This is a genomic window from Odoribacter sp. AF15-53 (assembly GCF_003479425.1).
In the GTDB taxonomy this organism is placed as follows: domain Bacteria; phylum Bacteroidota; class Bacteroidia; order Bacteroidales; family Marinifilaceae; genus Butyricimonas.
Window position 1 is genome coordinate 350174 of record NZ_QUHC01000003.1, and the last position, 23035, is coordinate 373208.

General features: G+C 43.1%; 16 protein-coding genes. 13 read left to right on the plus strand and 3 right to left on the minus strand.

What is annotated here, in order from left to right; genetic code table 11:
* Positions 1-113 precede the first annotated feature (113 nt).
* The 6 genes from DWW52_RS09525 to efp all read left to right on the plus strand — a co-directional run bounded on the left by DWW52_RS09525 (position 114) and on the right by efp (position 9015).
* Positions 114-3629: a TonB-dependent receptor gene (locus tag DWW52_RS09525; RefSeq protein ID WP_158582544.1), complete on the plus strand. Its 3516-nt coding sequence runs from the start codon at positions 114-116 to the stop codon at positions 3627-3629.
* Between the two features lie 23 nt (positions 3630-3652).
* Complete coding sequence (locus DWW52_RS09530; RefSeq protein WP_118715267.1) at positions 3653-5194, plus strand: RagB/SusD family nutrient uptake outer membrane protein; 1542 nt, start codon at positions 3653-3655, stop codon at positions 5192-5194.
* Positions 5195-5222: 28 nt separating this feature from the next.
* Entirely contained in the window at positions 5223-6455 is a 1233-nt protein-coding gene (locus DWW52_RS09535) for a TlpA disulfide reductase family protein (protein ID WP_118715268.1), read from the plus strand.
* A 172-nt stretch (positions 6456-6627) separates the two neighbouring features.
* A complete protein-coding gene (locus DWW52_RS09540; protein ID WP_118715269.1) occupies positions 6628-7161 on the plus strand; it encodes a dihydrofolate reductase family protein in 534 nt (177 codons plus the stop codon).
* Between the two features lie 240 nt (positions 7162-7401).
* The gene (locus DWW52_RS09545) at positions 7402-8286 is read left to right on the plus strand and encodes a class I SAM-dependent methyltransferase (RefSeq protein WP_118715270.1); all 885 of its coding nucleotides are present in this window, start codon (positions 7402-7404) and stop codon (positions 8284-8286) included.
* Between the two features lie 159 nt (positions 8287-8445).
* A complete protein-coding gene (gene efp / locus DWW52_RS09550; protein WP_118715271.1) occupies positions 8446-9015 on the plus strand; it encodes an elongation factor P in 570 nt (189 codons plus the stop codon).
* A 6-nt stretch (positions 9016-9021) separates the two neighbouring features.
* On the opposite strand, the gene rnc is transcribed toward efp, so the two are convergent.
* The 3 genes from rnc to DWW52_RS09565 are packed head-to-tail and all read right to left on the minus strand — an operon-like array spanning position 9022 to position 11282.
* Complete coding sequence (rnc, locus tag DWW52_RS09555) at positions 9022-9762, minus strand: ribonuclease III (protein ID WP_233556800.1); 741 nt, start codon at positions 9760-9762, stop codon at positions 9022-9024.
* Between the two features lie 23 nt (positions 9763-9785).
* A complete protein-coding gene (fabF, locus tag DWW52_RS09560) occupies positions 9786-11030 on the minus strand; it encodes a beta-ketoacyl-ACP synthase II (RefSeq protein ID WP_118715272.1) in 1245 nt (414 codons plus the stop codon).
* 15 nt (positions 11031-11045) lie between these two features.
* A complete protein-coding gene (locus tag DWW52_RS09565) occupies positions 11046-11282 on the minus strand; it encodes an acyl carrier protein (RefSeq protein ID WP_118715273.1) in 237 nt (78 codons plus the stop codon).
* 171 nt (positions 11283-11453) lie between these two features.
* Between DWW52_RS09565 and purN the strand changes: the two genes are divergently transcribed.
* The 7 genes from purN (at position 11454) to DWW52_RS09600 (ending at position 23035) form a co-directional block, all read left to right on the plus strand.
* Positions 11454-12023, plus strand: coding sequence for a phosphoribosylglycinamide formyltransferase (purN, locus tag DWW52_RS09570; protein ID WP_118715274.1), 570 nt, complete (start codon positions 11454-11456; stop codon positions 12021-12023).
* Between the two features lie 105 nt (positions 12024-12128).
* A complete protein-coding gene (locus DWW52_RS09575) occupies positions 12129-15365 on the plus strand; it encodes a S41 family peptidase (RefSeq protein WP_118715275.1) in 3237 nt (1078 codons plus the stop codon).
* A 157-nt stretch (positions 15366-15522) separates the two neighbouring features.
* Positions 15523-16098, plus strand: coding sequence for an RNA polymerase sigma factor (locus tag DWW52_RS09580; protein ID WP_118715276.1), 576 nt, complete (start codon positions 15523-15525; stop codon positions 16096-16098).
* Positions 16099-16167: 69 nt separating this feature from the next.
* Entirely contained in the window at positions 16168-17334 is a 1167-nt protein-coding gene (locus tag DWW52_RS09585) for a FecR family protein (protein WP_118715277.1), read from the plus strand.
* Between the two features lie 101 nt (positions 17335-17435).
* The gene (locus DWW52_RS09590; RefSeq protein ID WP_233556802.1) at positions 17436-20795 is read left to right on the plus strand and encodes a SusC/RagA family TonB-linked outer membrane protein; all 3360 of its coding nucleotides are present in this window, start codon (positions 17436-17438) and stop codon (positions 20793-20795) included.
* 18 nt (positions 20796-20813) lie between these two features.
* Positions 20814-22250, plus strand: coding sequence for a RagB/SusD family nutrient uptake outer membrane protein (locus DWW52_RS09595; RefSeq protein WP_118715278.1), 1437 nt, complete (start codon positions 20814-20816; stop codon positions 22248-22250).
* A gap of 17 nt (positions 22251-22267) precedes the next feature.
* A complete protein-coding gene (locus DWW52_RS09600; protein ID WP_118715279.1) occupies positions 22268-23035 on the plus strand; it encodes a DUF4843 domain-containing protein in 768 nt (255 codons plus the stop codon).

Here is a 23035-nt window from a genome sequence, read left to right on the forward strand (position 1 = left end):
TAGCGTGTTTGGCGACAGGACTATTCCAATGTATAACCTGTAAATGCAAATTTATGAAATGTAAACGAATCTTTGTCCCTTCGGGCATGAAAAGATTGAAAATTGTCAGAATTATGAGGTTATTCTCAATTTTTATGCTGGTTTTCACGTTAGGAGCGACGGCTTCCGGGTTTTCGCAGAAACAATTGGTTTCGCTTGACTTGAAGCAACGTGATGTGAGTACGTTATTCCGGGAAATCTGGAAACAAACGGGGTTACGCTTCGTGTATAACGAGAAGTATGTTGCGGACTTACCTCTCGTGAACGTGAAGGTGGATAAACAAGAGGTGAAAAAGGTACTGGATGAGGTTTTTAAGAACACGGCGTTTGAATGTGTTTTTGAAAGCGATGTGATTTATCTTTCCCGCCGGAAGCAGGAGGCCGATCCTCAGGAAAAAGTAAAGGAAGTTACTTTGAAAGGACGTGTCACGGATAAGGATGGAAATCCGATGCCCGGGGTGACGGTTCGTATCGCTAACATGGCGATTGGGGTGACGACGGACGTGAAGGGCGATTACAAATTGACGATGTCAGAGGGAGTTCACACGGAGATTATCTTCTCTTTTGTGGGGATGAAGTCTGTGACCTACAGGTTTCCGAGGGAGAAGGACGTGACGTATAATGTCGTGATGGAGGAGGATTTGATGATGATGGAGGATGTCGTGGTGATTGGTTACGGGACGAAAGCTCAAAAAGATATTACGAGTGCCGTGGGAACGGTTCAAGGTGAACAGTTGATGAAAACGGCAGGAGCCGCGGCTAACACGTTTGATAATATGTTGGGTGGAGTTCTTAAAGGTGTGTTGGTGACTCAAAACAGCGGGCAACTGGGAGCTGCCGCCACGATAAATATCCGGGGAATTACTTCTCCTTTGGGAGCCGGTGGTACGCAAGGAACTGTTAGTAGTGCAAATGAACCTTTGTACGTGATTGACGGGATACCTTTCTTTAACAGTAAAGACGGGATCAATCCCTTGTCGGTGATTTCTCCGAAAGATATCGAGAGTATTGATGTGTTGAAAGATGCGGCGGCTACGGCTATTTACGGTTCTCGCGGGGCAAACGGTGTGATTATCGTGAGAACGAAGAGTGGCAAACGGAATGAAAAAATGACGGTTACGGCGGGATATTCTATTTCCGTGGGTAATCCGGTGAAACGTTATAAACCGTTGAATACGGCTGAATTCAAAGAGTATCAGGAGGAGTTGTACCGGAATGCGATGACCGCGACAAATCAAGGAAATGATATGGCAAATCCATTGTATCTTTCTTTTGCCCAAAGTTCTTATCACATGGAACCGGTATTAGATGAAGCGGGTAATCCGGTTTATGAACCATGGGGGGAATCGAAAAAAAGAATCATATTTGATGAATATCTGGGTTTGAATGATGAGGCTTTCGGGACAGTCAACACGAACTGGGTGAAAGAGACTCAAAATAAAAATGCGGTTACCCACCAGTATAATTTTGCCGTACGGGGTGGAGGTGCGATGATGAATTATTCTTTCTCTTTTAACGCGTCGGATCAGGAAGGTTTGTATATCAATGATCGCCTGAATCGTTACGGGGCCCGTTTGTCTGTTGATGCGGACGTGTCCAAACGCACGAGAATAGGGGCTTCCATGGGATATACTTTTTCCCGGAAAAAGCAGGGGGATGAATCCGGAAAATCAGAATGGTTGGTACGTCCCGATGTTCCCGTCTACACGAATGGGGAATTAACCCGGTTAAGCGGGGAGTATGATTACGGGATGTCGGAGATTACGCTGGCCACTCCGGTAGCTAAAAGAAGATTGGTTCAGGATCTATCGAAGTCCTACCAGTTTATAGGAAGTGCTTATTTGGAGTACGAATTGATAAAGAATTTGAAATTGCACGGTGATATAAATTTGAACGTGTTCCAGGATGAAATGAATACGTTTTATCCCAAAAAGGCTCAGGATGATATGACGGCATTCGGTATGCCTCTTGACGGTCTCTTGAACACGGGTTCTTCCAAAGTGTCAAATTCTTCGATTAATTTCCGGGTGGATTACCGTTGGATTCACGAGCAACATGAATTGAATGCTATGCTGGGTTACGGTTGGGATCGGTCGTTCTCGAACGCTGAAAGTCATAATTACCAGGGATTCCCGGATGATAACGTGTTGAATGATGTAAACTCGGCGGTATCTATGACTAATAAACGTAGCGCGGAGAATACGGAAGGATTGAATTCTGTTTATTTTCGTTTGGGATATGTCTTCGGGAACAGGTATTTGGCTGAATTTAATTTCCGTTCAGATGCTTCCTCGAAATTCGGTCCGGGAAACAAACGGGGGTATTTCCCTTCTCTTTCTTTGGGATGGCGTGTGAAGCAAGAGAGTTTTATGGAGAACGTGGAATGGGTTAATGATTTGAAATTAAGGATGAGTTACGGGAAAACCGGGTCAACGAACGTGGATGATTTCTCTTATATTCAATTCTTTACCCGGGGAAATCGGGATTTATGGGGAAATGAGGTGTCGCTTGGTCTGAAAAGTGTTTTGCCTAACCGGGATGTGAAATGGGAAATGACCGGGGAATATAACGTGGGGGTGGATTTTAGCTTTTTGGGGCATCGCTTGTTGGGTAGTGTTGATGCATATTATCGCAAAACGAAAGGGGCACTGGGACCTGCGCCGGTACCGTATGAAAGTGGTTTCGGTTCGTACACGGCTAATTTGATCGACATGTCGAATCATGGCGTGGAAATTGAAATCGGGGGAGGAGTTATACGAGGCGAGAATTGGTCATGGGATACCCAGTTTAATATATCTTTTAACCGGAACCGGCTTGAAAAATTGAACGGTTCGAATCTTAATGAGTTTCTGTTGGATTACTACATGGTAGGGAAACCTTCCGGGATACTGAAGGGCTTTGTCGTGGAGAAAATATTCCAGACTCAGGAAGAGGTGAACCAGGCTAACCAGAAGGCCGTGGCCGCGGGGTATGATTATTACTATGGAGAATACGCCGGACCGGGAGATTATATGTTTAAAGACGTGAATGGTGATGGGCATATCTCGGATGAAGATAAAGAATTGATCGCAAACCCGGAACCCCGTTTCTTTGGAGGTTTTTTTAATACGTTGAGTTGGAAAGGGTTGAGCCTTTCTGTCATGTTCCAGTTCTCGCAGGGTGCCACGGCATTTTTTGAATCATTGTCCAAATTGGGTGTACCTATGGAGAGCGTGGAACGGGAAATGTTCCGTAACACGTGGACTCCTGAAAATAAAAATGCCCGTTATGCCCGTATGGTTCCCAATTATTACGATAATGGAACGTATCCTTCCGACCGATACGTGTTTAAAGCATCTTATTTGCGCTTGAAAAACATAAGTCTTTCTTATGATTTGCCTATGGGGGTATTGCGTAAGTTGAACGTGCAGGGAATTCAGGTCTTCGCGGGGATGTCGAACTTGTGGACCTGGACGAATTGGCCGGGCTTGGATCCGGAAACTGTCGGGATTGGTATGCCAACGGGAATGCCGGGTACCGGTAGCGTGTCGAATATCGACCCTTACCCGTTGAGTAAAACATTCTCTTTTGGCGTGAACGTGCAATTTTAAGTCAATCATTTAATTCGAGAGTTATGAAAAAGAGATATAGTGTTATTATTATATTGATGTTGCTGGTCGGTTTGGGATCGTGTGATTTGATGAATCGAATCGATGAAATCGAACCGAAGCATCAGCAGGAACTGGGAAACGTGATGACGGATTCTGCTAGTGCCGAGTCTTTGTTGAGGAACGTGTATCAACAATGGAGAGGGGGCGGTATCGCCCGTTCCCAGATGTACATGTCGTTGATGTCCGGGGCGTTGGTGAAGGGGCAGGGAAATGTCTTGGTTAATGGTGTGGATTATCAAGAAAATAAAGTGAAAGCGGAAGATTTGACCGTTGGTGAGATGTACAAAGATTATTACAAGGTAATCAATATCGCGAACGTGGTGATCGAGCTTTTGGAACAAAATATGGCCCCGGATCTTTCCGTGAAAAGAAAAGAAGAGATGATTGCCGAGTGTAAATTTCATCGGGCCATGGCTCATTTTGGATTGTTGCGTAGTTTCGGACAGTTTTATGACATGAATTCCCGTTTCGGGATCGTGGTGCGGGAAACTTCTTATCCCAGTCGTCCGGTAGCTCAGGCGCGGGCTTCCGTGAAAGATGTTTATACTTCGGTGCTGAATGATTTGAAGTACGCGGTTGAGAAAGCACCTAAAAATATAGCACCGGATAAACATTATTACATTTCCCGTTTGACGGCAAAGGCGTTGAAAACGAAAGTTCTTCTCTGTATGGGTAATTATCCGGAAGCGGAAAGTGTGGCGGGTGAAGTGATCCGGGAGGCATCCGGGTACGGATACGAGTTGGAAGAAGTATATGACAACGTGTTTGTAAACAGTTTTAATTCCAAGGAAGTTCTTTTTGCTACTTATTGTTTCGGAATGACAGAACTTGGTTCTAACGAGTTTTCTTATAACACAACCTACGGGTCTTACACGGAACAGATTTCGTTAGATCCTGATTTTGAGGGAGAACCGAGTCTTGATTCCGGAGAAGGATACGATTGGCGGTTCGGGTATGCTTATAACATGTTCGGACCGGATCTGGGGGGTAATGGAGGATCAGGAGGAGATGTCGAGTGGGGTGGTGATGTCGAAGGGTATACATTGGCAAGATCCGGAGTCTCTCGTGGAGGGGATAACGTGCAAGCACGCACAAATAATAAATATCCTTATCCTGATATGGTGGCGGGTCGTAAAGGAAATACCGTATTCTTTTTGCGTTTGGCGGAGATGTACTATATCCACGCCGAGGCCGCAATTAGGAACGGGAATTATGATCCGGCACGGAGTAGTTTGAAGTCTGTTCTGACTAACGGAAGGACTTCGCTTGATATAGATGTGGATGCAGTGCCTGATAACGCTTTGTTGGAGTTTACACGTAAAAATAAATGGATAGAATTGTTTGCAGAAAATAATGAGGAATGGTTTGATATGGTGCGTTATTACAAGGCGGGTGATTTGAATATTACTTCGATCAAAGGAACGATAACCAAGGATAATCAATTGATATTACCCCTTCCGAAAGAGGCTTTAGCCGGTAATAATTTGTTAGAAGTTAATCCTTGAAAATTTAATAAATAAAAAAGAGAACACTATGGTGAAAAATTTATTGTTAATGCTTGTCATGGGCATATTTTGTATGGGTGCTAATGCTCAAGTTGAGATACCTTATAATCCGGTGAAATTGCAAGTTCCTAAAGGGGAAAAGGGGTATATTATTCGGGGGGAGATAGCGAACGCCAAGGACGGGATGAAAGTCTATCTGTTGAATGATCAGGTGTGGCCGGAAGTCCTTTTGGATTCAACCGAGTTAAAAGGAGGGAAATTCGTGTTCACGGGATATGTCGAATACCCGTTGATTTTGAAAATTACTCTGAACAGTAATAAGGAGGATAGTTATGGTTTGCTGGGGACCGCATTCTACCTGGAGAACTCGGAGATTAGTTTTACGGCGGACGTGAATACATGGGAAACGTATTACTATAACCCGGATGTTAAGGGTAAGGTTCCTGCCGTAGTCAAGGGGTCAAAAGAAAATGATTTGTATTTGAAGATGAAGAGCGAAGAGGAAGCTATCAAGGCTCAAAAGGCACCTCTGGATGAGAAATTCATGAATACGGCAACAGCAACTAACGCCAAGCAAATGGTGCCTTTGGTGAAACAATTAAAAGTATTTGAACAGGCACTCGTTGATTTACGATTGAAATATATACATCAGTATCCCGGAACAAGCATGGCGATAGATTTGTTGGGTTGGGAAATAAAGAGTACTGTTTATATTAATTACACGATACCTCAATTGGAAGAGTTGGAGAATTTGATGGTGAAAGCGAATCCGAGGCGTGCAGATGAATTGAAAGGATGGTTTGCTCAGGCGAAACGGACGGCTCTCGGGGTAAAGTATACGGATATGGAACTGAAAACAGTGGATGGCAAAGTGGTAAAATTGTCTGATTATATACCGGAAGGTAAATATGTTTTACTTGATTTCTGGATGTCCGGTTGTGGACCTTGTCGGGGAGAGTTGCCGCACGTGAAACAGGTGTATGAAGAGAATAAGGATAAGCTGGTGATCGTGAGTATTGCTGCCGAACCTGAGATGTCAGAGTGGTTGAAAGCCGTGAATGAAGAGAATATGCCCTGGACCCAACTCTATGACTGGAGAAATTGGGATGATAAGGAAGGGGTTAATGGAAAGTTCAACGTGATTGCTTTCCCTACTTGTATTCTGCTGGATAAAGAGGGACGTTTTTTCAAAACAGATGCACGAGGCGCAAACTTGGAAATCATTTTGGATGAATTATTCGGTTACTGGAATAAGAAGTAAAATAAACACATAGCGAAATTGCAAAGTTGGGCAAAGTGTAGTGAATTGGTTGATAAATAGTTTGTTACGCTTTGTTTTAAAGTACCGTTCATAAAACGGTACTTTTTTATATTTTTGCACTGCTTGAAAGAAAAAGTATAAAAAATATAAATAAACACTCGTTTGGGATGGCATGAAAAAGGTTGTATTATATATTGCAATGAGCCTTGATGGATATATCGCAGATTGCAAAAAATCCGTGAATTGGATAAAAGGACAAGATGATTCCGTAGAAATGCAGGATACCTATTCGGCTTTTTTTGACAATGTAGACACTGTTATCATGGGAAAAAGAACCTATGAACAAATAACAACGGAGCTGTCTCCCAGCAGATGGCCGTATTCGGGGGCTATAACCTATGTCTTTACTCATGATGCATCAATGACTGACACCGTGGATATAAAATTTACAAATGCCAATCCATGCCAACTTGTCAATAAACTCAGGGAAGAAACAGGAAAGAACATCTGGATTTGCGGAGGAGCTGATATTATAAATCAATTGATGAAAGAAGATTTAATAGATATATTCCATATCTCAATAATACCAACCATTCTTGGTGGAGGCACAAAGTTATTTGAAGAAACAGGTAGTATGATAAATTTGGGTTTAGTTAATACATTAAATTATAATGGAGTGATTGAGGTTGTTTACAAGCGCAGATAACCTCCATCTCTTCATCTCTGAGACAGTTTTATACAATCCATTGTCCTTTGAGGCAATATAACATTGTCATCGTTTTTATTTGGAATGTATTTTAAATCGGTTGTCCGGAATGGTGATGTCTACAAGCAATACCTTTCCGGATAATTTTTTATGGGATGCATGGTTGCTGGTTATTTTATCTTTTGCGAGATAGAGGGAGTTTATTACCTTTACACCCTAATAGAGCTTAAAAAACATGATATGAATATAAAATTACTGACCCCCTCACATTGGACGGATTACGAACTGATTGACAGTGGAGCATTTGAGAAATTGGAACGTTTCGGGAAACAAGTTATAGCCCGGCCGGAACCGCAAGCGATATGGAATAAGTCACTTTCCGATGCGGAATGGATGCAGCGGGCAGATGCTTATTTCCGAAAAGACAAGCAAAGTGAGGAACGGGGAGAATGGATTTGTAAACCCAAGATGCCACAACAATGGTTTGTGAACTACCGGTTCGGGGAGATGAACCTGCGGATGCGGTTGGGATTGACTTCTTTCAAGCACGTGGGGATATTTCCAGAACAGGCCGAGAATTGGGATTTTATATATGACGAGGTGAAACGGGTGGGTGAAGGAGCCCGTGTATTGAATTTATTCGCTTACACGGGAGGAGCTTCTTTGGCTGCCAAGAGTGCGGGTGCCGACGTGACGCATGTCGATTCGGTGAAACCCGTGGTAACTTGGTCCCGCGAGAACATGGAGGCTTCCGGGCTGGATGGGATCCGTTGGATCGTGGATGATGCGTTGAAATTTGTTCGCCGGGAGGTGAAGCGGGGTAAAAAGTACGATGGGATTATACTCGATCCTCCCGCGTACGGGCGCGGGCCCAACGGTGAGAAATGGATTCTGCAAGAGAATATTAACGAGTTGATTTCCTTGTGTGGTCAATTATTGGAATCTTCTCATAGTTTTCTGGTTTTGAATCTCTACTCGATGGGGTTGTCTGCACTATTGGCCCGGAGTGTCGTCCGGCAGTTAGTAGGTGATTGTAGCGGGGAACAATTCGGGGAGCTTTATTTCACGGATTCATTCGGTAAGGCATTACCATTAGGCGTTTATTACCGGTTGTGGCGGGAGTGAGGTCTTAAAGGGATGAAAGAGATTGGCATCAGATAAGCGTTTGTATGGGGCATTTGAAATCTAAAATCTAAAATTGTAAATCCAAAATTTTCAGATTTGTGCTGATTTCCTTATCTTTGCACCCTCAATGAAAAATATTAAATCTAAAAAATAAAATAAATGGCAACAACGGCTGATTTTAGAAATGGATTATGTATCGTTTTTAAAGACGATTTATACAGAATTGTTCAGTTCCAACATGTAAAACCCGGTAAAGGTCCCGCGTTCGTGAGAACGAAAATGCAGAACATCAAAACCGGTCGTACGCTTGAGAATACGTTTACTTCCGGGGTAAAGATTGATGTCGTACGTATTGAAAGACGTCCGTATCAATTCTTGTACATGGAAGGTGCGGATTATATCATGATGCATACGGAAACTTTCGAGCAAATTCCAATCGCAAAAGATTTGATCAATGCTCCGCAATTCCTGAAAGAAGGAGATGCCGTCGAAATGGTGGTACATGCTGACACGGAAACCCCGCTGTATGTAGAGTTGTTGCCGACAGTTGTATTGGAAGTTACTTATACCGAACCGGGATTGAAGGGGGACACCGCTTCTTCTACCGCGTTGAAACCGGCTGAAGTTGAGACCGGTGCGAGAGTAATGGTTCCCTTGTTCATCAACACCGGGGAGAAAATCCGTATCAAAACGGAAGACGGTTCTTACGTGGAACGTGTGAAAGAATAAATTGAATCAGATTTCGATTTCTCCTTGTGCTTCCACTTGGAGTTTTTGAATGACCTTTTCAGCGGAGTTTTGCTCCGCTTCTTTTTTAGATGCCCCCACGCCTTGAGCCATGATGTCGTCACCGATCGAGATCGTGCACACGAATTTTGAACGACGGGCGTTTCCTTCGATGGTGTCAATATTCAGGTCGATTTTTTGTTTCTGGGCCCATTCGATGAGGCGGCTCTTGTAGTTTTTATCCACGTGGACCAGATCCTCCAAGTTGACGTAATGCGGAAAGATATAATTCTCGATAAACGCTTTTGTTTTATCGTATCCCTGATCAAGATAGATCGCTCCCGTGAATGCCTCGAACACGTCCCCGTAGATATGCTTATTTTTGGAGATATCCGATTTGGCGATCACCTCCTCGCTCAATCCCATTTTTATAGCGATGATATTCAGTGATTCGCGACTTACGATCTTGGAGCGTAACCGGGTCATGAACCCCTCGTCCTTGTTGGGGAAAAATTTATACAATATCTCAGCGACAATAGCACCGAGCACGGCATCACCCAAGAATTCGAGTCGCTCGTAATTCAAGACGGTTCCGCTTTTGGTGTATCGAGAGGCCGATTTGTGCAACAATGCTAAGGTATACAGACCTTTGTTGCCGGGAATAAATCCCCATTCTGAAATAGACAATCCATAAAACTTTTCCTTCCCGTGAAGGTAAAGTTTTATGGATTGAATTATTTTACTAATCACTTCCCAAAAGTTTTAGTTAGTGATTACTTTTTAAATACAACACAAGCATTGTGACCACCGAAACCGAAAGTGTTGCTAATGGCTACATTAATTTTCTTTTCTTGAGCCTTATTGAACGTGAAATTCAGCTTGGGATCCAGTTCCGGATCAAGGTTACTGAAATTAATGGTAGGGGGTACAATGTCGTTTTTCACAGCCAGAACACAAGCGATCGCTTCTAAGGCACCGGCGGCACCTAATAAATGTCCTGTCATTGATTTGGTGGAACTGATGTTCAGTTCATAAGCGTGTTCACCAAATGCTCTTTGAATGGCCTTAGGTTCTGCCACATCTCCTAGTCCGGTAGACGTTCCGTGAACATTGATATAATCAACATCTTTCGGGCTTAGTCCGGCATCTTCCAATGCGAGTAACATAACATCGGCTGCTCCTTCTCCTTCTGGATCCGGGGCTGTCATGTGGTAAGCATCGCAATTGGCTCCGCCTCCAGCGAGTTCTGCGTAGATGTGAGCACCTCTTTTTACTGCATGTTCGTACTCTTCCACGACTAAGCAAGCACCGCCTTCACCGATAACAAATCCGTCACGGTCAGCGTCGAAAGGACGCGATGCTGTTTTCGGATCATCATTACGAGTGGATAAAGCTTTCATGGAATTGAAACCACCTACACCCGGAGGGGTAATGGCTGCTTCGGATCCACCGGCAAGTATCACGTCTGCTTTTCCTAGTCGGATCAGATTTAATGCATCTACTAACGAGTGTGCGGATGACGCGCAGGCTGAAACCGTCGTGTAGTTCGGGCCCTTTAGACCTTCTTCTATGGCGATCATGGCTCCACCCATGTTGGCAATCATCTTGGGTATAAAGAACGGGTTGAATCTGGGAGTTCCGTCTCCTAATGCAAAAGTTTTGCATTCTTCGTAGAACGTATCCAAACCGCCGATACCTGCACCCCAGATTACACCGATTCTCTTTCTGTCCTCTTGCGAGAAATCGAGTCCGGCATCTTTTACGGCCTCCCTGGAACAAATCAGGGCAAACTGGCTGTAAAGATCCATTTTACGAACTTCCTTCTTGTCGAAGTATTCCGTGGGCTCGTAGTTTTTAACTTCGCAAGCAAATTGCGTGCGAAATTTAGATGCATCAAAACGAGTAATAGGACCGGCGCCACTGACGCCACCTTTCAAGTTCTCCCAAAATTCGGCCACGTTATGACCTAAGGGATTAATAGTTCCAAGACCAGTTATTACTACTCGTTTGAAATTCATAGATAAAATATTAAATTATTGAGCGTTAGCTTCAACGTAAGCAATAGCATCGCCCACGGTAGCGATTTTCTCAGCTTGATCGTCCGGAATAGTAATATTGAATTCTTTTTCCAATTCCATGATCAATTCTACCGTATCCAAAGAGTCAGCTCCTAAGTCGTTAGTAAACGTTGCCTCCGGTGTAACTTCAGTCTCGTCAACTCCTAATTTATCAACAATGATAGCTTTAACTCTGTTTTGAATGTCAGACATAACTTTAAATTTTAATTAGACATTTTTTAAATTCACACTTGCGTCTACAAAAGACGCGCATAACTCTCTAAGTTCGGGGGCAAAGTTAGAGAATTTATTTTTCCTAGAAAATTTTTTGGCATGAATAAAGTTTTCTTATCTTTATGCGTTTGATTTTTAATAGATTACAGGATGAAAAAAATTGCAATATTTGCCTCTGGTTCAGGTTCTAACGCTGAAAATATCATTAATTATTTCCAAAATGATGCCGAAAATGTCGTGAAAATCGTGTTTTGTAACAAGCCAAACGCGTATGTTTTGGAACGGGCTAAACGTTTAAATGTTCCCACGTTTGTTTTCGGACGGGAGGATTTTTATCATTCTGACATGGTTTTGAACGAGTTAAAACGACTGGACATAGATATGATCGTTTTGGCCGGCTTCCTGTGGAAGGTTCCGGACGCGATTATCGAGGCTTACCGGGAGCGTGTGGTTAATATTCACCCGGCACTTTTACCCTCGTACGGGGGAAAAGGCATGTACGGTATGAAAGTGCATGAATCCGTGATTGCCGCGGGTGAAAAAGAGAGCGGTATCACGATTCATTACGTGAATGATCATTACGATGAAGGGGCTACCATTTTTCAGGCAAGATGCGAGATAACTCCTGAAGATACCCCCGACACGTTGGCTGAAAAAGTGCATGCGTTGGAATACGAGCATTTCCCGCGGGTAATTAAAGAAGTGCTTGAAAAAATCTAATGATTTTTTCTTGATTTTAGATTTAATGATTTTAGATTGAAGATTGATGAAGCTCCTGATTCGGTAAATTCATTTTCAATTTTCAATTTTCAACTTTCAATTATTATGAAGAGGTTTACTATTTTATTAGGATTATTACTAGCCGGGTTGTGGTGTCAAGCCGGAGAAGCGAGATTGTTAAGGTTCCCGCATAGCGTCGGGGACAAGTTGGTATTTTCGTATGCCGGGGATCTTTATCTGGTTTCGGCAGACGGGGGTACGGCTCGTCGTCTGACGTCTCACGTGGGATGCGAGATGTTTCCCCGTATCTCGCCGGACGGGAAATATATCGCTTTCACCGGGCAGTATGACGGGAACACGGAAGTATTTGTTATCCCCGCGGAAGGTGGTGAGCCTCGTCGTCTGACTTACACGGCAACTTTAAAGCGGGATGATCTGGGTGATCGTATGGGACCGAATAACGTGGTCATCGGGTGGACCCCGGATAGTAAACGTATCCTTTATCGTTCCAGAAGATACACGTTTAACGATTTCACGGGACAACTATTCACGGTTCCCGTTGAGGGAGGCATGTCAGAAGAGATTCCGTTGACGAACGGGGGCTTCGCCTCTTATTCCCCGAACGGGAAGAAATTGGCTTATAATTATATATTCCGGGAATTCCGGGCTTGGAAACGTTATCAGGGAGGGATGGCGGATGACATCCGGGTTTTTGATTTCGATACCAAAAAATCCGAAAGAATCACGAATAACGAGCGGCAGGATGTATTCCCCATGTGGTCTCCGGATGGGAATACTATATATTATATATCCGATCGGAACGACGTGATGAATCTTTTCGCTTACAACGTGAATACAAAAGAGGATAAACAATTGACCTCTTATAAAGAATACGATATTAAATTTCCCGCTATCGGCGATCGTCGGATCGTGTACGAACAGGGGGGATACATTTACGCTTATGACCTGCAAAACGGTAAAGAATCCAAGATCACGATACATATAGACAACGACCAGACGTATTCCCGTCCGGTGTTGACTGACGTGAGCGGGCAGATTTCAAGCGTAGCTCCTTCTCCCGGGGGAGAACGGGTGGTGGTGGCCGCCCACGGGGATATCTTCTCGTTACCTGTGAATGCCGGGATTACTTATAATCTGACCAACTCGTCCGATGCGAATGACATGCAGGCAGGATGGTCGCCCGATGGGAAATACATCAGTTACGTGTCTGATAAGGATGGGGAGTTCAATATCTACCTCCGGGACGTGCAGACCGGGAAAGAACGAAAACTGATCAAGAACTTGAAGAGTTATATTTTCAATTATAAATGGTCGCCTGATTCAAAGAAAATTCTTTGGAGCGAAAAAGGAAACACGTTGAACATTTCAGACGTGGAGAGTGGGAATAGGAAAGTGATCGAGAAATCGGGTGTCAGTCCCTTGACTTCTTACAACTGGTCACCGGATAGTAAATACATCACTTACGTGCGTCCGGAAGCGGCGATGAATAATATCATCGTGTACAACACGGAAAGCGGCGAGAAACATCAAGTCACGGATGGCTGGTTTGGTGCGGCTTCTCCCAATTTCAGCGAGGACGGGAAATATCTGGTTTTCGTTTCTGCCCGTTCATTCACCCCGACGTATAGCCAGACGGAGTGGAATCACGCTTATACCGACATGAACAAGGTCTATATTCTACCTTTGGCTCAGGGAGCCCCGATACCTTTTGCCCCGAAAAATGATATTGTGCGAAAAGAAACGGTAGTCGAGAAGAAGGATAACAAGAAGAAAGAGAGTGAAGATAAAGGAATCGTGTACGATTTCTCTAATGTAGAGAATCGACTAATAGAACTGCCTGTGCTGGCATCGAATTATTATGGTAATGTACACATGTTGGGCAACCGGGTATACTATAACCGGGGAGGCCGCACGTTGATGTATGATCTGGATGGAAAGAGAGAAACCGATACGGGGGGTAATATTGAGTTCGCTCCCGGTTATAAAAAGGCCGTGGCTTTTTCCGGTTCCGCGTTCCAGGTTGTGGATCTTCCGGTAATCTCTGCTAGCGTGGGTAGTCCGGTTGCCACGAAAGGTGTGAAAAAAGTGATTGATTACCATCAGGAATGGATGCAGATTTATAATGAAAGTTGGCGGCAGATGCGTGATTTCTTTTACGCCAAGAACATGCACGGCGTGGATTGGGATCACGTGTATGAAAAATATAAAGTGCTGGTACCTTACGTCAATCACCGTACGGACTTGACTTATATCATTGGAGAGATGATCGGAGAATTGAGTGTCGGTCATGCTTATTCCATCAACGGGCGTGTGCCTATGCCTGAGAGAATCAACATGGGATTGCTGGGCGCCAAATTCGTGAAAGATAAATCCGGGTATTTTAAAGTGACCAAGATCATCGAAGGGGCCAACTGGGATGCATCAACCCGTTCTCCTTTAACCATGCCCGGTGTGGATGTGAAAGAGGGAGACTATATCCTGGCAATTAACGGGAAATCGTTGGAAAAAGTCGATAACCTGTTTGCCGAATTGATTGATATGGCGGGTAAGACGGTAGAATTGACCGTGAACACCACCCCGACGGAAAAAGGCGCCCGGGAGGTATTGGTCGTTCCGTTAGCTGACGAATCGAAATTATACTATTATAATTGGGTACAAAACAATATCCGCAAGGTGAGCGAGGCAACGAACGGTGAGGTCGGGTATATCCATATCCCGGATATGGGTGTCGACGGGTTAAACGAGTTCGTGAAACATTATTACCCGCAGTTGCAAAAGAAGGCCCTGATCATTGATGACCGGGGCAATGGCGGGGGGAACGTGTCGCCCATGATTACCGAGCGACTGATGCGTACCCCGACCTTCTACACGATGCACACGAATCAAACAGCGGGATCGGTAAGCCCCGTGGGGACATTCCTCGGCCCCAAAGTCTTGTTGGTAAACGAGTATTCGGCATCGGACGGTGATCTCTTCCCCTATCGTTTCAAGTATAATAAGCTGGGAACAATCATCGGACGTCGCACATGGGGTGGAGTTGTCGGGTATAGCGGTTCGATCCGTGTAGTCGACGGAGGGTCTATAGTCACTCCTTCCTACGCGCCTTTCGCTGCCGACGGTAGTGATTTTATCATTGAGGGAACGGGCGTTTATCCTCATATAGATATTGAAAACGATCCCTATCTGGAATATAACGGGGAGGATCAACAGTTGAACAGGGCTATTCAGGAAATTCTGGAAAAACTAAAAACCGAAAGGAAAGAAATTCCGGCAATCCCGGCATTCCCGGATAAGTCGGGCAAAGCAAGTAAAATAAGATAAATTCTTTTAGAATGACATTGTGTCTTTTACATGATTAAATTATTCTCCATATAAAAGATACAATGTCATTCGAAAAGAATAATTTCTATATTTGTCAATACGATCATAATTAGAGAGCCTTTTATTTTGTGAATGGAGTAAAGGTGGAACATGTTTTATGAAATTAGAACAGGCATCACAAGAAATATTATTACGGCAATTGAACGAGGGAGAAGAGGTAGCATTTGAATATGTCTTCCGTGAATATTATGCCTCGTTGTGTTTCTTTGCCAATAAATTTTTACGGGATAGAGAAGCAGCAAAAGATGTCGTGCAGGAAGTATTTCTCCATTTTTATGAAAAAAAGCAATATCATTTTCCCAATTGGATAGCTTTGAAATCTTTTTTGTATGGTTGCGTGCAACGTAAGACGTTGAGTTATTGGGAAAAAATGAACAATCGAGCAAGAATACAACGGGAAATGGAGTTGCAAGAATATCAAGAGAATGAATATTTCTTGCATCAGGTGGAAGCCGAAATGTTTGAAGAGATTTTTGCTGCCATAGAAAAATTGCCGACGGAATGTCGACGGATTTTTAAAATGAGTTATATCGACCATTTGGATATTCAAGAAATTACCGAACAATTGAATATCTCCAAAGCAACCGTGAAAACACAACGTCAACGTGCTAAAAAGTTTTTGCGCGAGCGTTTACAAAATCTTTATCCCATACTTGCGATTTTGTTTTACTGAAAAAAAATTAAACATCTTGTCATCCTTTTTTAATTTCTACCGGATTAAGTAGGTAAAATGTAAAAAGGAATGGACTCAAATAAACATACATTTCAGGAAATAGCTCGATTGATATTGCTAAATCGCTACGGGAAAGCTGAAAAATCGCAAATAATCGAATTACAAAAATGGTTAAAGGAGAGCGAGGAAAATCGGAACTTTTATAATAAAGTCTTATCTCGTTCATACTTGGAAGAGGGCTTGGAAGAATATATGCAATATGACGCGGATGACGCTTGGAAACAACTGAAAACAAAGATGCATCCTCGGAAAAAGCAATTTTTCGTACGTAGCCTTCCCTATGCTGCAATTGTTGCTGTCATTGTGGGATTGACGGTTTGGTTTCAAGATCGAAATTCAAAACAGGATGCTGAATTGCAGAATGTTGTGACTAATGTAATTCTTCCCGGTTCTCCCAAAGCGCAATTGGTTTTGTCTGATGGCCGGCAAATTGAATTGGAAGCGAAAGGCAAGGGATTATGTCGCCGGGTAGAAGGAGAAAATTTCGAAAATAACGGGCAACTATTAGATTACCGTCAGCGAAAATTTGTTGAAAATACCGTACAGGTTCATACGTTGCGAATACCGCGAGGTGGAGAATATCAAATCATTTTATCGGATAGTACCCGGGTGTGGGTGAATGCTGATTCTGAATTACAATATCCCGATCGCTTTACGGGAGAGCAACGGAAAGTTGTACTAAAGGGTGAGGCTTATTTCGAGGTGGCTAAAGATTCTTTACGTCCCTTTTATGTTGAGGTCGGTGACATGAATGTAAAAGTATTGGGAACGTCATTCAATATATCCGCTTATCCTAATTCTAAACGCCAAACCACGTTAGTTGATGGTTGTGTTACAATAAATTGGAATCAACAGCAGGTGACACTCCACCCCGGGCAGCAAGCCACGGAAACGACCCGGGAATTACAAGTGCGGCAAGTGAACGTGTCAAATTATGTCGGATGGATTGATCGGCGTTTCGTGTTTAAAGACAAGCGTTTGGGTGAAATATTGGAAGACTTGGAACGTTGGTACGATGTCGAAGTATTTGTGACAGACGATAAAATTCGTGATTTACATCTTACAGCAAATTTTCAAAAATACGAGAAAATAGACAAGGTATTGGAAATTATTGAATATGCGGCGTGCGTGAAATTTGAAATTAAGGATCGGATGATTATTGTTCGTTTGGATTGAATGGATGAAAAACAGGAAAGTGGTCCAACACTTTCCTGTCTAATTAAGTGATGTCCTTTTAAATAAAGGGCAATTTTAAATAATTAAAACATTACAAATGTATGAAAAAAAGTCAAGAGTTTGATGTCGGAAGGAATTTCGATGCCGTTCGAAAATTGTATTTAACGGCGAAATTATTGCTTTATTTTTTGATCGTAAATCTTTCTATGGTTCATGCGAATGTTTTTTCGCAAGACAGAGTTTCGATCTCTGTGCATGAATCTTCTTTGATTCATGTGTTTGAACTGTTGAGTAAACAAACGGGATATCATTTCGTTTACAGTAATGAAATCCTGCAACGTGCCGGGAAAGTGAGTATGGATATGCAGAATCGGACTCTTGCTGATGTTATGGCCGAGTGTCTGAAAAACACGGATTTATGGTATCGTTTGGAGGATGATATGATTGTTATTTCTCCGAAATTTAAGCGGGAAATTGCTCAAGAAAAAGAGAAATTTTTAACGGGAATCGTAAAGGACAAGGCGGGTGAAATCTTGCCGGGTGTAACCGTGAGGATTAAGGGAACGCATCTTGGAACGTCTACGGATACCAAGGGGTGTTTCAAAATTCTGTTGCCCCAGATGGAGAAAATCACGTTGGTATTTTCTTTTGTCGGAATGAAAACCATGGAATTCGTGGTTAAGGAGGCCAAACAACCCATTGATGTGGTCTTGGAAGAAGAAAAAGAAGACTTGGAAGAAGTGGTTGTAACCGGTATTTACACCCGTAAAAAAGAGAGTTTTACCGGTTCTTCGAAAACTTACAAAACCGAGGATTTGAAAATGGTGGGAACTCAAAACATTATTCAGAGTTTAAGAACATTGGATCCGGCTTTTAATGTGTTGGAGAGCAAAGAGTACGGTTCGGACCCCAATCGTTTACCAGACATTGAGATCCGTGGTAAAAGTAGCATTGTCGGCTTAAAAGAGGAGTTCGGGCAAGATCCCAACCAACCTTTGTTTATTCTGGACGGATTTGAAACCACGTTACAAACCGTTGTCGATTTAAACATGGACCGGGTGGCATCCGTGACCATCTTGAAAGATGCGGCCTCTACGGCCATTTACGGTTCAAAAGCGGCTAACGGAGTCGTGGTCATCGAAACGAAAGCCCCGGTACGCGGGAAACTTCGGTTAAATTATAACGGTAGTATGGATATTTCTTTTGCGGATTTGACGGATTATAACTTGATGAATGCAGAAGAGAAATTGGAATTCGAACGTCTCTCCGGAGTCTTCGAGAGCGAGTCGGCTATTATACAAGAACAATTGACGGGGAGATATAATCAATTGCTACAAAATGTGAAGAGAGGTGTCGATTCTTATTGGATGTCCGAACCTTTACGTTTAGGAATTACTCATCGGCATAATTTGTACATAGAAGGAGGTGACGAGCAAATGCGTTATGGTTTGGGGGTTAATTATTCCGGAATCCAGGGAGTGATGAAAAGTTCAATCCGCGACATTATCGCTTTGTCCCTAGACTTGGTTTACCGGAAAAAGGGTTTCAATTTTGTGAACAAATTATCCGTCGACTGGAATAACAGTGACAATCCGATAGTTCCCTTCTCTACATACGCTAGTACCAATCCTTATTATGAAAAGAAATCGGCTAGTAGTGAACGTTGGCTGGAAGACTGGCATGTGGAAAATATTACCGGTATTAATTTCGGGACTATCCGGGTTGAGAATCCTTTGTACAATGATCTTCAGAACAGTTATAACCAAGCGAAAAGTTTCGGTATCCGGGATAATTTTAGTGTTGAAATTCGTCCGGTTGATGTTTTGAGCATTCGCGGACGTGTGGGATTGACCAAAAGCTATAGCGAAAGTGAAGTATTCACTTCCCCGAATGCTACCCAATTTGATAAGGCAGACCCACTGCTTAAAGGAAGTTATAATAATTCCAACAGTGACGTGTTGAATTACAATGCGGATTTAACCGTTACCTACGGACAGTTATTGGGAGAAAAGCATATGATTAACGTTGCCGCGGGTATGAGCGTTAGCGAAAACAAAACGGTTAGTAAAAATTTTAGTGCTCAAGGTTTTCCGGAAGGTAATTTCACGAAGCCTAGTTTTGCCAATCAATATCCGGAAGGTGATAAGCCGGGTTACTCCGAGAGTAAATCCCGCAACGCCAATTTTTACCTGAACGGGGGATATGCTTACGACAACCGTTATCTGTTAGACGTCAATTTGCGTTCGGACGGAACCTCCGTGTTCGGGGCTAATAAGCGTTTTTCGACAACCTGGGCTGTCGGCGTGGCTTGGAACCTGCATAAAGAAAATTTTTTAAAGAATCATACCAATTTATTCAATGTATTGAAAGTGCGGGCATCTATCGGTAACCCGGGTAACCAGAATTTCGGCTCTTATTCTGCTATTACAACCTATTATTTTAATAACTGGATGTTGAATGATTTCGGTACCGGTCTTTTAATCTCCACCTTCGGGGACCCGGATTTGGAATGGCAGCGGACTTTGGACAAGAATATCGGTTTGGACTTGAGTATGTTTTCCAACCGTTTTCATATCAATTTCGACTATTACCATAAACGTACCGACCCGCTGATCGCCACCATCAAAATGCCTTCTTCCATGGGAGTTACCAGTCGGCGGGCGAATATCGGAGTGCAAGTAGATCAGGGATTCAACGGTAGTTTGAGTTATGCTTTCCTTTACAATCCCAAAAAAGGAATCAATTATACTATGAGTGTCAATTTCCGTTACGGGAAGGCTTACTACGACAAGATCGGTCACAACCTTGATCAGTACAATAAAGAGAATATTGCTAAAAACATGGTGAGATATTACGACGGTGGTAGTCCGACCGCGTTGTGGGCCGTTCGGTCTCGGGGGATTGATCCCGCTACCGGTAAGGAAATTTTCGTACGGAAAGATGGCGTGTTAACTTACGATTTCTCTTATGACGAAGAGGTGGAAGTGGGCGATACCCGTCCGACTCTTGAAGGCGTGTGGGGAAATACACTGTATTACAAAGGATTCTCCGCCAGCGTGCAAATTCGTTACAGTTTCGGGGCGGATGCGTTTAACTCCACGCTATTCAATAAAGTAGAGAATATCTCTTCGGGTAGTATTACTTCCAATCAGGATAAACGTGCTTTGTACGATCGTTGGAAAAAACCGGGCGATAAGGCTCAATTCAAAGGAATCTCGTTATTTGACTATACCCCGATGTCTTCGCGTTTCGTGATGAAAGAGAATTATATTTCGATAGAGTCCGTGCGTTTGGGATACTCGTTCGACAGTCAGTGGCTGAAGAGAAATTTGAAAGTTTCTTCGTTGAATATCAACGCCTATATGAATTCAATCGCACGCTTCTCCACGTTAGAGGATGAACGGGGATTGTATTATCCTTTTGCCAGAAACATATCACTGTCAATTGGCCTTATATTGTAATTTAAATATATCAGAGTCATGAAAAACTTATTATACATATTACTGGCAGCCACTTTTTTGAGTGGTTGTAACAACTGGTTGGACGTGCAGCCTTATGACCGGGTGGCAGAAGACGTTGCTTTCACTTCGGTAAAAGGCTTTGAGAATGCGTTGAATGGTATATACATCGAGATGAATCATACCAGCCTGTATGGTTCTTATCTGTCATGTGAAATGATAGAACTCATGGCACAACGTTATCACGTGAATGAAGGTACCGTTTATTATCACGATCTGGTGGAGCATCAATACCAGGGAGAGATGTGCAGAACTCGTTTCGCGAGCATCTGGGAGAAAATCTATAACTTGATTGCCAATATCAACAAGTTGTTGGAGAATTGCGAGAAGCAGCGCGCCGTGCTAAGTGATGACTATTATCAGCTTATCAAGGGTGAAGCACTTGGATTGAGAGCTTTCTTGCACTTCGATATTTTCCGCTTGTTCGGGCCTCTCTACGAACCGTCCGATAATGTTACCCGATTGCCTTATTACAAAATATTTTCGCTGAATGAACATCCCCGCTTTGCCGCCGAGGAATTCATGAACAATGTCATTGCGGATCTTCGTGAAGCAAGTAACCTGCTGGAGAATGACCCGATTCGTACGGAGGGCAGTTGGCAAGAAAATACATATACATTCACCTCTTTCCGGAAAATGCGTCTAAACTGGTATGCGGTGCAATTGCTTTTGGCTCGTGCGGAATTGTACCGTGGGAACAAGTCGGATGCGTTGTCTGCGGCCCGTAACGTGATAGATGCTCAGGAAAAATGGTTCTCGTGGGTAAACAGACAAAATATTTCATCCGGGAAAGAAGATGCCGATCGTGTATTTTTTGATGAGATCGTTTTTGGTTTAAGAAACTCAAGAGTAACAAGGCTCTATTCGAGTTATTTTAACGGGAATACATTGAGTTCCGAAATGCTTTTAGCTCCCTTAAACTCCCAGATTCTAAAGATTTTTGAGAATAATAGGGATGACTATCGTTACGTTGCTTTCTTCTCGACTCTGTTGACCGCGGGAAGTTCCGCTTACAATCTTTTTGAGAAATACAAATCAACGGTAGATTCGCTTTCCTCCAACTTGATGCCGATGTTAAGGATTTCCGAGGCCTACTATATCGCCGCGGAATGCGAACCGGAACCGGAAGAAGGGATGCAATGGTTGAATCAGGTATTAGTTCATCGTGGTGTTAAAGAAATGACAAATAGTAGTTTGCTGGCCAGCACGTTGGAAAAAGAATATATTCGAGAATTTTGGGGTGAAGGACAACTCTTTTATTATTATAAACGATTGAAATATAGTGAGATAATAGATTCAGATGACCCCCAGTATGTCAGTATGAGAACAATGGGGGTAGCCGAATACCAGCCCCAGATTCCGGAAAGCGAATCTAAATACAATGATATGTATAACTAACAATAATTATCATCGCTATGAAATATTTGTTTTTTCTTTACATGCTAGCTCTGGTACTGTGTTGCGGATGCGAGCATACGGAATTGGATTGTTATGAAGGAGGAAGTTCGGTTTATTTCTCTAAAGAAAGTTTTCGAATTTCGGGAGATACCTTACGATATGATACTTGGGGTGTTATTGACGGGGACATCAAGGAACAGACCTTCAAACTGCCTATTTATCTTTTTGGAACCGTGACGGATTACGACAGGAAAATCAAAATTCGTACGGAATTATGTGATGTAGATACGCTTCGTGCAGAAGTCAACGAGGATTTCCGTCCCATCCCCACGGAAGTCATCTTGCCGGCAAATAGCAACGAAACATACTTGGAAATTATCATGTTGCGGAGCGAAAAATTGAAGCAATATAACCGGATATTTACGGTTGTTATCGAGGAGAATGAAGAGTTCAACTCGGAATACAACTGGCGTAAGGATCGTGACGGGAATAGTTATTTCCTCGGGCATAGCATGACAATCATTGTGAGCGAGAATTTTCCGAAGCCCTGGTGGTGGGATGGGAATGGTGTGCGGTATTTTGGAGAGTGGAGTTACCTTAAAGCCGACCTAATTTGTACGTTGTGCAATATTCACCGGACCGAATTTATCGGTAAGATGGTTATTCCGGATTCCAAACTCAAGTATTACGGTAAAAAGGTGCAACGTTGGTTGAACGCCCAAGAGTCTCCCTACTTGGAGGAAGACGGAACTCCGATGGTAATGGGTGAAGATGCTCAGGACTAG

What these genes read in the sequence shown, in the direction of transcription:
- DWW52_RS09590 (WP_233556802.1), top strand. Translation starts at nt 17,436, where the DNA reads ATGAAAAAAAGTCAAGAGTTTGATGTCGGAAGGAATTTCGATGCCGTT.
- DWW52_RS09535 (WP_118715268.1), top strand. Translation starts at nt 5,223, where the DNA reads ATGGTGAAAAATTTATTGTTAATGCTTGTCATGGGCATATTTTGTATG.
- DWW52_RS09525 (WP_158582544.1), top strand. Translation starts at nt 114, where the DNA reads ATGAGGTTATTCTCAATTTTTATGCTGGTTTTCACGTTAGGAGCGACG.
- DWW52_RS09600 (WP_118715279.1), top strand. Translation starts at nt 22,268, where the DNA reads ATGAAATATTTGTTTTTTCTTTACATGCTAGCTCTGGTACTGTGTTGC.
- DWW52_RS09595 (WP_118715278.1), top strand. Translation starts at nt 20,814, where the DNA reads ATGAAAAACTTATTATACATATTACTGGCAGCCACTTTTTTGAGTGGT.
- DWW52_RS09585 (WP_118715277.1), top strand. Translation starts at nt 16,168, where the DNA reads ATGGACTCAAATAAACATACATTTCAGGAAATAGCTCGATTGATATTG.
- efp (WP_118715271.1), top strand. Translation starts at nt 8,446, where the DNA reads ATGGCAACAACGGCTGATTTTAGAAATGGATTATGTATCGTTTTTAAA.
- DWW52_RS09545 (WP_118715270.1), top strand. Translation starts at nt 7,402, where the DNA reads ATGAATATAAAATTACTGACCCCCTCACATTGGACGGATTACGAACTG.
- fabF (WP_118715272.1), bottom strand. Translation starts at nt 11,030, where the DNA reads ATGAATTTCAAACGAGTAGTAATAACTGGTCTTGGAACTATTAATCCC.
- DWW52_RS09580 (WP_118715276.1), top strand. Translation starts at nt 15,523, where the DNA reads ATGAAATTAGAACAGGCATCACAAGAAATATTATTACGGCAATTGAAC.
- DWW52_RS09565 (WP_118715273.1), bottom strand. Translation starts at nt 11,282, where the DNA reads ATGTCTGACATTCAAAACAGAGTTAAAGCTATCATTGTTGATAAATTA.
- DWW52_RS09530 (WP_118715267.1), top strand. Translation starts at nt 3,653, where the DNA reads ATGAAAAAGAGATATAGTGTTATTATTATATTGATGTTGCTGGTCGGT.
- purN (WP_118715274.1), top strand. Translation starts at nt 11,454, where the DNA reads ATGAAAAAAATTGCAATATTTGCCTCTGGTTCAGGTTCTAACGCTGAA.
- DWW52_RS09575 (WP_118715275.1), top strand. Translation starts at nt 12,129, where the DNA reads ATGAAGAGGTTTACTATTTTATTAGGATTATTACTAGCCGGGTTGTGG.
- DWW52_RS09540 (WP_118715269.1), top strand. Translation starts at nt 6,628, where the DNA reads ATGAAAAAGGTTGTATTATATATTGCAATGAGCCTTGATGGATATATC.